12 protein-coding genes are annotated in these 15,043 nt (G+C 59.5%); all 12 read right to left on the bottom strand.

Annotation, left to right across the window (positions count from 1 at the left end; all coding sequences use genetic code 11):
* Window positions 1-18: 18 nt before the first annotated feature.
* Window positions 19-1,308, bottom strand: coding sequence for a phosphopyruvate hydratase (gene eno, locus ASD95_RS19550; protein ID WP_056720952.1), 1,290 nt, complete (start codon window positions 1,306-1,308; stop codon window positions 19-21).
* Between the two features lie 156 nt (window positions 1,309-1,464).
* Window positions 1,465-2,310, bottom strand: coding sequence for a 3-deoxy-8-phosphooctulonate synthase (gene kdsA, locus ASD95_RS19545; RefSeq protein WP_056720954.1), 846 nt, complete (start codon window positions 2,308-2,310; stop codon window positions 1,465-1,467).
* A 5-nt stretch (window positions 2,311-2,315) separates the two neighbouring features.
* Window positions 2,316-3,947, bottom strand: a complete 1,632-nt coding sequence (locus ASD95_RS19540) for a CTP synthase (protein ID WP_056720956.1) — start codon at window positions 3,945-3,947, stop codon at window positions 2,316-2,318.
* A 274-nt stretch (window positions 3,948-4,221) separates the two neighbouring features.
* The gene (tilS, locus tag ASD95_RS19535; RefSeq protein ID WP_056720958.1) at window positions 4,222-5,550 is read right to left on the bottom strand and encodes a tRNA lysidine(34) synthetase TilS; all 1,329 of its coding nucleotides are present in this window, start codon (window positions 5,548-5,550) and stop codon (window positions 4,222-4,224) included.
* 148 nt (window positions 5,551-5,698) lie between these two features.
* Window positions 5,699-6,646, bottom strand: coding sequence for an acetyl-CoA carboxylase carboxyltransferase subunit alpha (locus ASD95_RS19530; RefSeq protein WP_008052761.1), 948 nt, complete (start codon window positions 6,644-6,646; stop codon window positions 5,699-5,701).
* Window positions 6,647-6,785: 139 nt separating this feature from the next.
* On the bottom strand, window positions 6,786-10,307 hold the full coding sequence (dnaE, locus tag ASD95_RS19525; RefSeq protein WP_056720961.1) for a DNA polymerase III subunit alpha: 3,522 nt from the start codon (window positions 10,305-10,307) through the stop codon (window positions 6,786-6,788).
* 77 nt (window positions 10,308-10,384) lie between these two features.
* Window positions 10,385-11,011, bottom strand: coding sequence for a ribonuclease HII (rnhB, locus tag ASD95_RS19520; RefSeq protein ID WP_056720962.1), 627 nt, complete (start codon window positions 11,009-11,011; stop codon window positions 10,385-10,387).
* A gap of 11 nt (window positions 11,012-11,022) precedes the next feature.
* Complete coding sequence (gene lpxB / locus ASD95_RS19515; RefSeq protein WP_056720966.1) at window positions 11,023-12,153, bottom strand: lipid-A-disaccharide synthase; 1,131 nt, start codon at window positions 12,151-12,153, stop codon at window positions 11,023-11,025.
* A gap of 2 nt (window positions 12,154-12,155) precedes the next feature.
* Entirely contained in the window at window positions 12,156-12,932 is a 777-nt protein-coding gene (gene lpxA / locus ASD95_RS19510) for an acyl-ACP--UDP-N-acetylglucosamine O-acyltransferase (protein WP_056720968.1), read from the bottom strand.
* Complete coding sequence (gene fabZ / locus ASD95_RS19505) at window positions 12,929-13,369, bottom strand: 3-hydroxyacyl-ACP dehydratase FabZ (protein ID WP_007978374.1); 441 nt, start codon at window positions 13,367-13,369, stop codon at window positions 12,929-12,931. The genes lpxA and fabZ overlap by 4 nt, the downstream gene beginning before the upstream one ends.
* A 108-nt stretch (window positions 13,370-13,477) precedes the next feature.
* Entirely contained in the window at window positions 13,478-14,533 is a 1,056-nt protein-coding gene (lpxD, locus tag ASD95_RS19500; RefSeq protein ID WP_056720970.1) for a UDP-3-O-(3-hydroxymyristoyl)glucosamine N-acyltransferase, read from the bottom strand.
* A 3-nt stretch (window positions 14,534-14,536) separates the two neighbouring features.
* Entirely contained in the window at window positions 14,537-15,040 is a 504-nt protein-coding gene (locus ASD95_RS19495; protein WP_056720972.1) for an OmpH family outer membrane protein, read from the bottom strand.
* Window positions 15,041-15,043: the final 3 nt, after the last annotated feature.

The raw sequence follows: 15,043 nt of genomic DNA, 5'->3' as shown, positions 1-15,043 counted from the left end.
CTATTTACCATTTAACAATCAGCCGCGGAACTCGCTGCGACCGTTGTACTTGGCTTTGCCGTTCAACTGCTCTTCGATACGCAGCAGTTGGTTGTACTTGGAAACGCGGTCGGAACGGCACAGGGAGCCGGTCTTGATCTGGCCAGCCGAGGTGCCCACGGCCAGGTCGGCAATGGTCGAATCTTCGGTTTCGCCGGAGCGGTGCGAGATCACGGCAGTGTAACCGGCAGCCTTGGCCATCTGGATGGCTTCCAGGGTTTCGGTCAGGGTACCGATCTGGTTGAACTTGATCAGGATCGAGTTGGCGATCTTTTTGTCGATGCCTTCTTTCAGGATCTTGGTGTTGGTGACGAACAGGTCGTCGCCTACCAGCTGGGTCTTCTCGCCGATCTTGTCGGTGAGGATCTTCCAGCCAGCCCAGTCGGACTCGTCCAGGCCATCTTCGATGGAGATGATCGGGTAACGCTCGGTCAGACCTTTCAGGTAATCAGCGAAACCTTCGGCGGTGAACACCTGGCCTTCGCCGGACAGGTTGTACTTGCCGTCTTCGTAGAATTCGCTGGCTGCGCAGTCCAGAGCCAGGGTCACGTCGGTGCCCAGTTTGTAACCGGCGTTGGCCACGGCTTCGGAGATCACTTTCAAAGCGTCTTCGTTGGAAGCCAGGTTCGGTGCGAAACCACCTTCGTCACCCACGGCAGTGCTCAGGCCACGGGCCTTCAGTACAGCCTTGAGGTGGTGGAAAATCTCGGTGCCCATGCGCAGGCCTTCCGAGAAAGACTTGGCACCAACCGGCTGAACCATGAACTCCTGGATGTCGACGTTGTTATCGGCGTGCTCGCCACCGTTGATGATGTTCATCATCGGAACCGGCATCGAGTAGACACCCGGGGTGCCGTTCAGGTTGGCGATGTGAGCGTACAGCGGCAGGTCCTGGTCCTGTGCTGCTGCCTTGGCCGCGGCCAGGGAAACGGCGAGGATCGCGTTGGCGCCCAGGGAACCTTTGTTTTCAGTACCGTCGAGCTTGATCATTGCCAGATCGAGTGCTTTCTGGTCGCTTGGATCCATGCCTTTCAACAGGTCGCGGATCGGACCATTGATGTTGGCTACGGCCTTCAGAACGCCCTTGCCCAGGTAACGGCTCTTGTCGCCATCACGCAGCTCGAGCGCTTCACGCGAGCCAGTGGAAGCACCGGACGGCGCGCAGGCACTGCCGATGATGCCGTTGTCGAGAAGCACGTCCGCTTCCACGGTGGGATTGCCACGGGAGTCGAGAACTTCACGACCTTTGATGTCGACGATTTTAGCCATTGTTGTAAACACTCCAAAGTTGACGAAAACGACGCAGCTGTAGGAAATCTTTGATCGTCGGCAAGTGAGGTGCAGCGGGCAGTCTTGCAGACGACAAGGCTCAGGCCCGAGGGCCTGGGCATTAAATCGTGCGGTACTTTACCGGAGAATTGAAGATTACGCGGTTTCTACCGTCGGAAAACTCTTCACCAGTTCGTCCAAAGCCTTGAGCTGGGCCAGGAATGGCTCCAGTTTGTCCAGGCGCAAGGCGCAAGGACCGTCGCATTTGGCGTTGTCCGGATCCGGGTGGGCTTCCAGGAACAGGCCAGCCAGGGACTGGCTCATACCGGCTTTTGCCAGGTCGAGGACCTGGGCGCGACGACCGCCGGCCGAATCGGAGCGACCACCAGGCATTTGCAGCGCGTGGGTCACGTCGAAGAACACCGGGTATTCGAACTGCTTCATGATGCCAAAGCCAAGCATGTCGACGACCAGGTTGTTGTAGCCGAAGCTCGAACCACGCTCGCAGAGGATCAACTGATCGTTACCCGCTTCCACGCATTTGTTCAGGATGTGTTTCATTTCCTGAGGCGCGAGGAACTGGGCTTTCTTGATGTTGATCACAGCGCCGGTCTTGGCCATCGCGACCACGAGGTCGGTCTGGCGCGACAGGAAGGCCGGCAACTGGATGATGTCGCAGACTTCAGCGACGACCGCGGCCTGGTCCGGTTCGTGGACGTCGGTGATGATCGGCACGCCGAAGGCTTGCTTGATGTCCTGGAAGATGCGCATGCCTTCTTCCAGGCCAGGACCACGATAGGAGGTCACAGAAGACCGGTTGGCCTTGTCGAAACTGGCCTTGAACACGTAAGGGATACCGAGCTTTTCGGTGACCTTCACATACTCTTCGCAAACCTGCATGGCCATGTCACGGCTTTCCAGCACGTTCATGCCGCCGAACAGCACCATGGGCTTGTCGTTGGCAATCTCGATGTCGCCGACGCGGATGATCTTCTGTGCCATCGGGGTTACGCCTTCTTCTGGTGTTGAGCCAACGCTGCCTTGACGAAACCGCTGAACAGCGGGTGACCGTCGCGTGGCGTCGAGGTGAACTCAGGGTGGAACTGGCAAGCCACGAACCATGGATGATCCGGTGCTTCAACCACTTCGACCAGTGCGCCATCACCGGAACGACCGGAGATTTTCAAGCCAGCCTCCATGATTTGCGGCAGCAGGTTGTTGTTCACTTCATAGCGATGACGATGACGCTCGACAATCACGTCCTTGCCGTAGCAACCGTGGACCAGGGAACCCGGCTCCAGCAGGCAATCCTGCGCGCCCAGACGCATGGTGCCGCCCAGATCGGAGGTTTCGGTGCGGGTTTCGACAGCGCCGGTGGCATCTTCCCACTCGGTGATCAGGCCCACGACCGGGTGACCGCTTGCACGATCGAACTCGGTGGAGTTGGCGTCTTTCCAGCCCATCACGTTACGTGCGAACTCGATAACGGCCACTTGCATGCCCAGGCAGATACCCAGGTACGGAACCTTGTTTTCGCGAGCGTATTGAACGGCAGTGATCTTGCCTTCAACGCCACGCAGACCGAAGCCGCCCGGTACCAGGATGGCGTCGACGCCTTCGAGCAGCGCGGTGCCCTGGTTTTCGATGTCTTCGGAATCGATGTAGCGCAGGTTGACCTTGGTACGGTTGCTGATGCCGGCATGACTCATCGCTTCGATCAGCGACTTGTAGGCGTCCAGCAGCTCCATGTACTTGCCGACCATGGCGATGGTGACTTCGTGCTCAGGGTTGAGCTTGGCGTCGACCACTGCTTCCCACTCGGACAGATCGGCACCGCCGCATTGCAGGCCGAAACGCTCGACGACGAAATCATCCAGGCCCTGGGAGTGCAGGATGCCCGGGATCTTGTAGATGGTGTCGGCGTCTTCCAGCGCGATCACCGCACGTTCTTCAACGTTGGTGAACTGCGCAATCTTGCGACGCGAGGAAATATCGATCGGGTGATCGGAGCGGCACACCAGCACATCTGGCTGCAGACCGATGGAACGCAGTTCCTTCACCGAGTGCTGGGTAGGCTTGGTCTTGGTTTCGCCGGCAGTGGCGATGTACGGCACCAGAGTCAGGTGCATCAGCATCGCGCGCTTGGCGCCGACTTCGAAACGCAGCTGGCGGATGGCTTCGAGGAACGGTTGCGACTCGATGTCACCCACGGTGCCACCGATCTCGACCATTGCCACGTCAGCATCGCCCGCGCCCTTGATGATGCGGCGCTTGATTTCGTCGGTGATGTGCGGGATCACCTGGATGGTTGCGCCCAGGTAGTCACCACGGCGCTCCTTGCGCAGGACGTGTTCGTAGACACGGCCGGTGGTGAAGTTGTTGTTCTGGGTCATGGTCGTGCGGATGAACCGCTCGTAGTGGCCCAGGTCCAGGTCGGTCTCGGCGCCGTCGTGGGTGACGAACACTTCACCGTGCTGGAACGGGCTCATGGTGCCCGGGTCGACGTTGATGTACGGGTCCAGCTTCAGCATGGTGACCTTAAGTCCCCGCGCCTCCAGGATGGCCGCCAATGATGCCGATGCAATGCCTTTCCCCAATGAAGAAACAACACCGCCCGTGACGAATATGTAGCGCGTCATGAAAAACCCTAGAAGTCTGCGTTAAAGCGGTCCGAGCCGCCGGGGAAAGCGAAGGAAGGCCGAAGCCCCCGATCACCTGCATTAATCACAGTGCACCTTTCAAAAAAACCGCCGCGTTGGGACAGACCGGAAAATGAAACACCGGTTCGTTGCTCGCTACACATTTTTTGGAATCGCCCAGCAAAGACTGCTTGGTAATCGGCAACTCCTGCAATTCAGGCGAATCCACAGAAGTTGTATCAAGAAGGGAGCGTAGTCTACCGGAAAGCCCCTTTCAGCTCAAACCTTGATCTTCGTTCAGTGGCCGCCAATGCAAATGCCAGTCGCCGAGTGCACCACCATCGAGCCCCTTGAGGTTCGCTACCGCCAGCAGTTGCCCGTCTTTGTAGAGCAGCGGCAATCTGCCGCGTACGAAGGACGGTACAGCGCTTTCATTGAGCAAACGTTTCAAGTCCCGATGGCCGCGGCCTGGCAATGCCATGATCTCTCCCCCTTCACGATAGCGGATATGCAGCGGGCCATCGGGGATTTGGCCGGTGAGCCAAAGCATTCCATTGCCCGGGATAGCCAGCGGTGACGCCGGATCCAGCCACGCCCCGGCGACGGGCAGAGGCCGCATCCAGTGGCCGGACAGCCACCAGATCCGCCCGTCCGACCGATGCAGTTCGCCATCGGCCAGCCGCCACACCGGGCAGGCATCACCGGTGGCATCGCGCAAGTCCTCCCAACCCGACCAATGGTCAGTATCCGGCAAGCGGCTCAACGGTCCGAGCCAATGACTCAAGGCGTTGCGCTGCCGGGCATCAGACAATTGCGCAAGGGGCGCCAGTTCAAGGGATCGCAATCCCAGCCAAGCGAACTCACTGGCAGAACTGGCCTTATGCAGATCCAATTCCGCCAGTTCTTCGAGCAGCCCCTGCGCTTCAGTCAAATGCGCCGCGCTGCGGGCCATGGTCGCCACCGCTTGCGGCCAGCGCTGGATCAGCACGGGGAAGACTTGATGCCTAAGGTAATTGCGCGAGTACTGCCGATCCTGGTTCGAGGGATCTTCGATCCAGCTCAAGCCATGCTCATTGGCATAAGCCTCCAGTTCAGCCCGCGTGACATCAAGCAATGGCCGCAGCAGATGCCCCTTGCCCAACGGGCGCTGACGCGGCATCCCGGACAATCCACGCACCCCGGCTCCGCGCAACAAGCGAAACAGCAGGGTTTCCGCCTGATCGTCGCGGTGCTGGGCCGTCAGTAGCACTTCGTTGTCCTGAACGGTTTCAGTGAAGGCCTGATAACGCGCATCCCGGGCTGCACGTTCAAGGCTGGCACCCGGCTGCACCTGCACGCGAACCACTTGCAGCGGCACACCCAGCGCAGTGCACACGGCACGACAATGTTCCGGCCACGCACCGGCCACGGCTTGAAGGCCATGATGGACATGGATGGCGCTCAGCGCCGGCAGGGATTCAGTTTTGGAGAGTGTTGCCAGAAGGTACAGCAGGACAGTGGAGTCAAGGCCGCCGGAGAAGGCAATGCGCCAGGTCGCAGCATTGCGCCATGGTTTCAGATTCAGCAAAAGCCTGGAAGGCAAATCAAATGCGGACCGCCCCATATCTGCCTCCTATGCACAAATCAAATGTGGGAGCGAGCTTGCTCGCGATAGCGGCCTGACATTCAACATACTCGTCGACTGTCATCCCCTCATCGCGAGCAAGCTCGCTCCCACAGTGGTTTGCGTCGCTGGCCGAATCGGTATTCGATCAGAGACCGTAGCTCATCAGTCGATCATAACGACGCTTCAACAGCGCATTGTTATCGAACTTCTTGAGCATCGCCAGTTGCGAGCTCAGTTCGGCGCGGATCGATGCGGCTGCGGCAGCCGGGTCACGGTGCGCGCCGCCCAATGGCTCGCCAATCACCTTGTCCACGATGCCCAGGCCCTTGAGGCGCTCGGCGGTAATGCCCATCGCTTCTGCGGCATCCGGCGCTTTCTCGGCGGTTTTCCACAGAATCGAAGCGCAACCTTCCGGCGAGATCACCGCGTAGGTCGAGTATTGCAGCATGTTCAGCTGGTCGCAGACACCGATCGCCAGTGCACCACCGGAACCACCCTCACCGATCACGGTGGCGATGATTGGGGTTTTCAGGCGAGCCATGACACGCAGGTTCCAGGCAATCGCTTCGCTCTGGTTGCGCTCTTCAGCGTCGATGCCAGGGTAAGCGCCCGGGGTGTCGATGAAGGTCAGGATCGGCATTTTGAAACGTTCGGCCATTTCCATCAGGCGACACGCCTTGCGGTAGCCTTCCGGACGCGGCATGCCGAAGTTGCGGCGAACTTTCTCGCGCACTTCACGGCCTTTCTGGTGGCCGATGATCATCACCGGCTTGTCGTCCAGACGGGCAATGCCGCCAACGATGGCAGCGTCGTCCGAGAAGTGACGGTCACCGTGCAGTTCGTCGAACTCGGTGAAGATGTGTTCGATGTAGTCCAGGGTATACGGACGTTTCGGGTGACGCGCCAGACGTGCGATCTGCCAGCTGGTCAGCTTGCCGAAGATGTCTTCGGTCAGCGTTTTGCTCTTGTCCTGCAGGCGGGAGATCTCATCGCCGATATTCAGCGAATTGTCATTACCGACCAAGCGCAACTCTTCGATCTTGGCTTGCAGGTCGGCGATCGGCTGTTCGAAATCTAGAAAATTCGGGTTCATAGGCGTCCGTCTTGGGTCGAGTCCCAAGGGTTCTTGGGCCGGCCGGTTGTCTATTCGCGCCCTACCTTAAGGGACAGGCGCGTTGAGGTCGAGATTAAAAATTCAGGTCGAGGTCAGGGCAATCTGATAGCACTGACCGTCAACGGTATTGGAGGAAGACGTTGTCTCGCCCGAACTGGTCACGCAGGGCTTGAATCAACGCATCCGCCGGGTCGATTCGCCAGCCTTCGCCGAACTGCAACATGGCCTTCGCATCGGGGCTGGTGTAGTCCATGGTGACCGGGCACGCGCCGCGGTGACGCTTCAACAGTTCACCCAGCCAGCGTAGCTGATCGCCCTTGAGGTCCTTGGCATGCAACTTCAGGCGCAAGCTTTCGGCCAGATTGGTACGCGCATCCTCCATGCTCATCACCCGCTTGACCCGCAACTTCAGGCCACCGGAGAAGTCATCGTTGCTGACTTCGCCTTCGACCACCACCATCGCGTCGGTCTGCAACAGCGACTGCGCGGAATGGAACGCTTCGGAAAACAGCGAGGCCTCGATCCTTCCGGAGCGGTCGTCGAGGGTGATGAACCCCATCTTGTCGCCCTTTTTGTTCTTCATCACCCGCAAGGCGATGATCATCCCGGCAACAGTCTGGGTATCACGCGCCGGTTTCAGGTCGATGATGCGCTGGCGGGCGAAGCGACGGATTTCACCTTCGTATTCGTCGATCGGGTGACCGGTCAGGTACAGGCCGAGGGTATCTTTCTCCCCTTTCAGGCGCTCCTTGAGGGTCAGTTCCTTGGCCTTGCGGTGGTTCGCGTAGACGTCGGCGTCTTCTTCGACAAACAGACCGCCAAACAGGTCGGAGTGACCGCTGTCCTGCGTACGCGCGGTCTGTTCGGCCGCCTTGATCGCCTCTTCCATGGCGGTCAGCAGCACCGCCCGATTGCGGTCGATGTTGGCCTGGTAGGCTTTCTGCTCGTCGTGGAAATACGGCCCGAGGCGATCCAGTGCACCGCTGCGGATCAAACCGTCGAGGGTGCGCTTGTTGATACGCTTGAGGTCGACCCGTGCGCAGAAATCGAACAGATCCTTGAACGGACCGGCCAGACGCGCTTCGGTGATCGCCTCGACCGGGCCTTCACCCACGCCCTTGATGGCGCCCAGGCCGTAAATGATCCGGCCTTCGTCGTTCACCGTGAACTTGAATTCGGACGTGTTCACGTCCGGCGCGTCGAGACGCAGCTTCATGGTCCGCACTTCTTCGATCAAGGTCACGACCTTGTCGGTGTTGTGCATATCCGCCGAGAGTACCGCGGCCATGAACGGCGCCGGGTAGTGCGCCTTCAGCCATGCGGTCTGGTACGACACCAGGCCATAGGCGGCGGAGTGGGATTTGTTGAAGCCGTAACCGGCGAACTTTTCCACCAGGTCGAAGATGTTACCGGCGAGGTCCGCGTCGATATTGTTGGTGGCGCAACCTTCAATGAAGCCACCGCGCTGCTTGGCCATTTCCTCGGGTTTTTTCTTACCCATGGCTCGACGCAGCATGTCCGCACCACCGAGGGTGTAACCGGCCATGACCTGGGCAATCTGCATCACCTGTTCTTGATACAGGATGATGCCGTAAGTCGGTGCCAGTACCGGCTTGAGGCCTTCGTACTGGTAGTCCGAGTGCGGATACGCCAACTCGGCGCGACCGTGCTTACGGTTGATGAAGTCGTCCACCATGCCCGATTGCAGCGGGCCCGGACGGAACAGCGCCACCAGTGCGATCAAGTCTTCCAGGCAGTCGGGCTTGAGCTTTTTGATCAGCTCTTTCATGCCGCGGGATTCAAGCTGGAACACCGCCGTGGTTTCGGCTTTTTGCAGCAGTGTGTAAGTCGGCTTGTCGTCCAGCGGGATGAACGCGATGTCGAGCGGCGGCTCGTTGACCTTGGCGCGGTCGCGGTTGATGGTTTTCAGCGCCCAGTCGATGATCGTCAGCGTTCGCAGGCCGAGGAAGTCGAACTTCACCAGGCCAGCCGCCTCGACGTCATCCTTGTCGAACTGGGTTACCAGGCCGTCACCGGCTTCGTCGCAATAGATCGGCGAGAAGTCGGTCAGCTTGGTCGGCGCGATAACCACACCACCGGCGTGCTTGCCGACGTTACGCACAACGCCTTCGAGCTTGCGGGCCATCTCCCAGATTTCCGCGGCCTCTTCATCGACCTTGATGAAGTCGCGCAGGATCTCTTCCTGCTCATAGGCTTTTTCCAGGGTCATGCCGACTTCGAACGGAATCATCTTCGACAGACGATCCGCCAGGCCATAGGACTTGCCTTGCACCCGTGCCACGTCGCGGACCACAGCCTTCGCCGCCATGGAACCGAAGGTGATGATCTGGCTTACGGCATTGCGGCCGTACTTCTCGGCTACGTAGTCGATTACCCGGTCACGACCGTCCATGCAGAAGTCGACGTCGAAGTCGGGCATCGATACCCGTTCCGGGTTGAGGAAGCGTTCGAACAGCAGGTCGTATTCCAGCGGATCGAGGTCGGTGATCTTCTGTACGTAGGCCACCAGCGATCCGGCACCCGACCCCCGGCCAGGACCTACCGGTACGCCGTTGTTCTTGGCCCACTGGATAAAGTCCATCACGATCAGGAAGTAACCGGGGAACCCCATCTGGATGATGATATCCAGTTCGAAATTCAGTCGGTCGACATAGACCTGACGCTTGGCTTCGTAGTCTTCGGTGGTGTCTTTGGGCAGCAGAACACTAAGGCGCTCTTCCAGGCCGTCGAAGGACACCTTGCGGAAGTACTCGTCGATGGTCATGCCATCGGGGATCGGGAAGTTGGGCAGGAAGTGCGTCCCCAGTTTCACTTCGATGTTGCAGCGCTTGGCGATCTCGACGGTGTTTTCCAGCGCCTCGGGAATGTCGCTGAACAGCTCGGCCATTTCCTTGGCGCTTTTGAGGTACTGCTGATCGCTGTAGTTCTTCGAACGCCGCGGGTCGTCCAGGGCACGGCCCTCACCGATGCACACACGGGTTTCGTGGGCGGCGAAGTCTTCCTGCTTGATGAAGCGCACATCGTTGGTCGCCACCAGCGGCGCACCGAGCTTCTCGGCCAGGGCCACGGCGCCGTGCAGCTGCTCTTCATCGTTGGGGCGATTGGTGCGCTGGATTTCCAGATAGAAACGATCCGGAAACACTTCCATCCATTCCCGCGCCAGGGTTTCGGCCTCGGCGGGGTTGCCGCTGAGCATGGCCTGGCCGATCTCGCCTTCTTTGGCCGCCGACAGCATGATCAAGCCCGAGTTGGCTTCAGCAACCCATTCGCGCTCGATGATGACCGCGCCATTGCGCTGACCATCGATGAAACCGCGGGAAATCAGCTCGGTAAGGTTGCGATAGCCTTCGGCGTTCATCACCAGCAGGCTGATCCGGCTCAGCGGGTTGTCCGGATCCTTGTTCGACAGCCACAGGTCAGCGCCGCAGATCGGCTTGATCCCGGCACCCATGGCGTTTTTATAGAATTTGACCAGGGAACACATGTTGTTCTGGTCGGTGACCGCTACGGCAGGCATGTTCATGCCAACCAGGGTCTTGACCAGCGGTTTGATCCGCACCAGACCGTCGACCAGGGAGTATTCAGTGTGCAGGCGTAGGTGAACGAATGAAGCCGGCATAGTGATCCTGTCTGTAAACATGAAGACAACAAGGCCCGGATTGTACCGGGCCTTGGTAAAAAAAATCAGCCTTGCGACTAACTCTCTACGACGCTCTCTAGCGCCTCATACGCCAGACGCACCGGGGCAAACGAACGCCGATGAATCGGGGTCGGCCCGAGCCGTGCCAGCGCTTCCAGATGAACGGGGGTCGGGTAGCCTTTGTGCCCACCAATGCCGTAGCCCGGGTAGATCAATTCGAATGCGGCCATTTCACGATCACGGCTGACCTTGGCCAGGATCGATGCGGCGGCGATAGCGGGAACCTTGCTATCGCCCTTGACCACGGCTTCGGAACGCATCGGCAGTTTCGGGCAACGGTTGCCGTCGATCATCGCCAGCTTCGGCTGAACGTGCAGCCCGGCGACCGCGCGCTGCATGGCCAGCATGGTGGCGTGCAGGATATTCAGCTCATCGATTTCTTCGACCTCGGCGCGAGCGATGCACCAGCTCAGGGCTTTTTCGCAGATTTCGTCGTAGAGCTTTTCGCGACGGGCTTCGGTGAGTTTCTTCGAGTCGTTCAGGCCGAGGATCGGGCGATTCGGATCAAGGATCACTGCCGCCGTCACCACCGCGCCACAGAGCGGGCCGCGACCCACTTCATCGACACCGGCAACCAACTCTTCGATTTCAGCGACCAAGGTGAAATCCAGCCCCATCTGCATATTCGGTTTACTCATTTTACTTGGCCGATCAGGTTCAGCACTGCGTCCGCAGCCTGGTTGGAGGCATCCAGACGCAGGGTCCGGTGTATCTCGTCAAAACCGCGGGTCTGCTCTTCGCCACCCTCGATCAGCGGCGACAAGGTCTGGGCCAGCGCTTCGACCGTGGCATCGTCCTGCAACAACTCGGGCACCAGCAGACGCTGGGCCAACAGGTTCGGCAACGAAATATAGGGGCTTTTCACCATACGCTTGAGAATCCAGAACGTCAGCGGCGCCAGGCGATAGGCGACCACCATCGGCCGCTTGTACAGCAGCGCTTCAAGCGTTGCAGTGCCGGAGGCAATCAACACCGCATCGCACGCTGCCAGGGCCAGATGAGACTGGCCATCGAGCAGGGTCAGCGGCAGATCGCGACCGGCCAACAGTTCTTCCAGCTGTGCACGACGTTGCGCACTGGCGCAAGGCATGACAAACCGCACCCCCGGGCGCAGCGCACGCAAGCGCTGGGCCGTATCGAGAAACAACGCACCGAGCCGGCCAACTTCACCGCCGCGGCTGCCGGGCATCAACGCCACCAGCGGCCCGTCGGGCAAGCCAAGTTCGGCCCGCGCAGCAGCGCGATCGGCCTGGAGTGGAATGGCGTCGGCCAGGGTATGGCCGACGAACCGCACCGGCACGCCTTTCTCTTCGTAGAATCTGGCTTCAAACGGGAACAGCGTGAGCATCAGGTCGCAGCCTTCGCGAATCTTCAGCACGCGTTTCTGCCGCCAGGCCCAGACCGACGGGCTGACGTAATGCACGGTCTTGATCCCGGCCTGGCGCAACTTGAGTTCGATATTGAGGTTGAAGTCGGGCGCGTCGATACCGATGAACACATCGGGTTTCGCGTCGATCAGGTCGGCGACCAGCTTCTTGCGCCTTGCAAGCAGCTCGCGCAACCGGCCCAGCACTTCCACCAGGCCCATGACGGACAGACGTTCCATCGGAAAATACGAGGTCAGGCCTTCTGCCTGCATCAACGGACCGCCAACACCAATGAATTCGACGGCAGTGTGACGAGCCTTGAGCGCACGCATGAGGCCCGCACCCAGAATGTCACCGGAAGCTTCACCCGCTACCAGCGCAATACGCAGATTGGCCATGGTTAGCGAGTGATGCCGCGAGTCGAAGACTGGATGGAGTCGCGGAACACCGCTACTTCCGGGAATTGCGCAGAAGGCTCGGCGAGTTCGGCAAGCGCCTGCTCCACGGTCAGGCCCTGGCGGTAGACAATCTTGTAGGCACGACGCAGCGCGTGGATCGCATCTTCGCTGAAGCCCCGACGGCGCATGCCCTCGAAGTTCATGCTCCGGGCTTCAGCCGGGTTGCCGAACACCGTGACATAGGCAGGAACATCCTTGCCGATCGCCGTACCCATGCCTGAAAAGCTGTGGGCGCCGATGTGGCAATACTGGTGAACCAGGGTAAAACCGGAGAGGATCGCCCAGTCTTCCACATGCACATGGCCCGCCAGTGCGGTGTTGTTGACCAGGATGCAGTGGTTGCCGATAACGCTGTCGTGGCCGATGTGGGCATAGGCCATGATCAGGTTGTGATCGCCCAGGGTCGTTTCCGAGCGGTCCTGGATGGTGCCACGGTGAATCGTCACGCCTTCACGGATGACGTTGTGATCACCGATCACCAGGCGGGTTTCCTCGCCCTTGTACTTAAGGTCAGGTGTATCTTCGCCCACCGAGGAAAACTGGTAGATGCGATTGTGCTTACCGATTCGGGTCGGGCCCTTGAGAATCACGTGCGGCCCGATGACTGTCCCCTCGCCGATTTCCACACCTGCGCCGACGATCGACCACGGGCCGACCTCGACGCCGTCAGCCAGAACGGCTGTCGGATCGATGATTGCACGAGGGTCAATCAAACTCATAGCTTGCGTTCCGCACAGATGATCTCAGCCGAGCAGACAGGCTTGCCATCGACCGAAGCCTGGCATTCGAACTTCCAGATCTGACGCTTGCAGCTGATGAACTTGGCTTCAAGGATCAGCTGATCACCCGGCAATACCGGCTGGCGGAAGCGCAGCTTGTCGGAACCGACGAAGTAATAGAGCGTGCCGTCGGCCGGTTTCACGTCAAGCATTTTGAAACCAAGGATTCCGGCAGCCTGAGCCATTGCCTCGATGATCAATACGCCCGGCATGATTGGATGCGCAGGGAAGTGACCATTGAAGAACGGTTCGTTGATGCTGACATTCTTGTAGGCACGAATGCGCTTGCCTTCAACATCCAGCTCCACTACCCGGTCCACCAGCAGGAACGGGTAACGGTGAGGCAGGTATTCGCGAATCTCGTTGATGTCCATCATTTCGGGGGGAAGCCTATGTAAAGATTGGGGGCGCGCGACGGGCGCACGCTCCACTAGCAAATCAGGGACGCAGTCTAGCGGCTGCGCGCACTTGATATGGAAATGGTATCAGCCATCTGATGAAGCATTACCGTCAGGGGTCACTTCCCCTGCCTGCTTTTCCAGCTGTCGCAGACGTCGCGCGATGTCATCGAGCTGACGGATACGTGCCGCGCTTTTGCGCCACTCGGCTGCCGGCTGCATGGCCGTACCGGAAGAATAGGCGCCTGGCTCGGTAATCGAGTGGGTCACCATGGTCATCCCGGTAATGAAAACGTTGTCGCAAATGTCGATGTGTCCCACCAGGCCTACGCCACCGGCGAGCATGCAATGCTTGCCGATTCTGGTGCTGCCGGAGATCCCGACGCACGCCGCCATGGCGGTGTGATCGCCCACCTGAACGTTGTGGGCAATCTGAATCTGGTTATCGAGCTTCACGCCGTTACCGATGACGGTATCGGCCAACGCACCGCGATCTATAGCCGTGTTCACGCCGATTTCAACATCATCGCCGATCAGCACACCACCGATCTGGGCGATTTTCTGCCAGATACCTTTTTCATTGGCAAAACCGAAGCCTTCGCCGCCGAGCACCGCACCGGACTGAATGACGACACGCTTGCCGACGCGCACGTCGTGATACAAGGTCACTCGCGGCGCGAGCCAGCCACCCTCGCCCACCACGCTGCGAGCGCCAATGAAGCAATGCGCGCCGACAGTCGTACCGGCTGCCACCTGCGCACCGCTTTCGATCACCACAAAAGCGCCGATACTCGCCGCCGGGTCGACAACCGCATCCGCCGCGATCACCGCCGTCGGATGAATCCCGGCTGCCGCCTTGGGCTTGGGATCGAACAGGTGAGAAACACGCGCGTAGGCTGCATACGGATCCGGCACCACCAGCACATCCCCGCCATGACCTTCGGCGTCAGCGGCCTTGAGCAACAGGGCTGCTGCCTGACTGCCTGCCAGGTACTTGCGGTATTGGGGGTTTGCAAGAAAGCTCAACTGAGCTGGGCCAGCCTCCTGCAAGGTGGCTAGCCCAGTAATTGCTTTCTCGGGGTCGCCACGTAGCGTGGCGCCGAGGAACTCGGCCAGCTGGCCGAGCTTAATGGTCACGGTCATGGGTTACTTCAGCTGATTCATGCGCTCGATAACCTGGCGAGTGATGTCGTACTGAGGTTTGACATCAATCACTGCGCCACGCTCGAAGACCAGGTCAAAAGCACCTTTCTTGATGACTTCTTCCACAGCGCTGTCCAGTTTCGGCTTGAGCTGCTTCAGCATTTCACGGTCGGCAACGGCTTTGGCTTCGTTCAGCTCCTTGGACTGGAACTGGAAGTCACGGGCCTTTTGCTTGAATTCAAGCTCCAGACGCTCACGCTCGCCCTGCTGCATTTTGTCGCCACCGGCCATCAGACGATCCTGAATGCCCTTGGCGCTGGTTTCCAGCGACTTGAGCTTGGTCAGTTGAGGACCGAACTTCTTCTCGGCATCCACGGCGTATTTCTTGGCCGCGTCGGACTCCAGCAGAGCCATCTGATAGTTCAGAACAGCAATTTTCATGTCGGCGAACGCCGGACCAGCGACCAGTACGCTGGCCAGGAGAACCAATTGAGTCAACTTACGCACGAT

Origin of the sequence: Pseudomonas sp. Root71, assembly GCF_001429045.1 — a bacterium.
GTDB lineage: Bacteria > Pseudomonadota > Gammaproteobacteria > Pseudomonadales > Pseudomonadaceae > Aquipseudomonas > Aquipseudomonas monachiensis.
The sequence above is the reverse complement of the archived record's forward strand: the minus strand, read 5'-3'. Positions and strand labels throughout refer to the sequence as shown.

What these genes read in the sequence shown, in the direction of transcription:
- eno (WP_056720952.1), bottom strand. Translation starts at nt 1,308, where the DNA reads ATGGCTAAAATCGTCGACATCAAAGGTCGTGAAGTTCTCGACTCCCGT.
- kdsA (WP_056720954.1), bottom strand. Translation starts at nt 2,310, where the DNA reads ATGGCACAGAAGATCATCCGCGTCGGCGACATCGAGATTGCCAACGAC.
- ASD95_RS19540 (WP_056720956.1), bottom strand. Translation starts at nt 3,947, where the DNA reads ATGACGCGCTACATATTCGTCACGGGCGGTGTTGTTTCTTCATTGGGG.
- tilS (WP_056720958.1), bottom strand. Translation starts at nt 5,550, where the DNA reads ATGGGGCGGTCCGCATTTGATTTGCCTTCCAGGCTTTTGCTGAATCTG.
- ASD95_RS19530 (WP_008052761.1), bottom strand. Translation starts at nt 6,646, where the DNA reads ATGAACCCGAATTTTCTAGATTTCGAACAGCCGATCGCCGACCTGCAA.
- dnaE (WP_056720961.1), bottom strand. Translation starts at nt 10,307, where the DNA reads ATGCCGGCTTCATTCGTTCACCTACGCCTGCACACTGAATACTCCCTG.
- rnhB (WP_056720962.1), bottom strand. Translation starts at nt 11,011, where the DNA reads ATGCAGATGGGGCTGGATTTCACCTTGGTCGCTGAAATCGAAGAGTTG.
- lpxB (WP_056720966.1), bottom strand. Translation starts at nt 12,153, where the DNA reads ATGGCCAATCTGCGTATTGCGCTGGTAGCGGGTGAAGCTTCCGGTGAC.
- lpxA (WP_056720968.1), bottom strand. Translation starts at nt 12,932, where the DNA reads ATGAGTTTGATTGACCCTCGTGCAATCATCGATCCGACAGCCGTTCTG.
- fabZ (WP_007978374.1), bottom strand. Translation starts at nt 13,369, where the DNA reads ATGATGGACATCAACGAGATTCGCGAATACCTGCCTCACCGTTACCCG.
- lpxD (WP_056720970.1), bottom strand. Translation starts at nt 14,533, where the DNA reads ATGACCGTGACCATTAAGCTCGGCCAGCTGGCCGAGTTCCTCGGCGCC.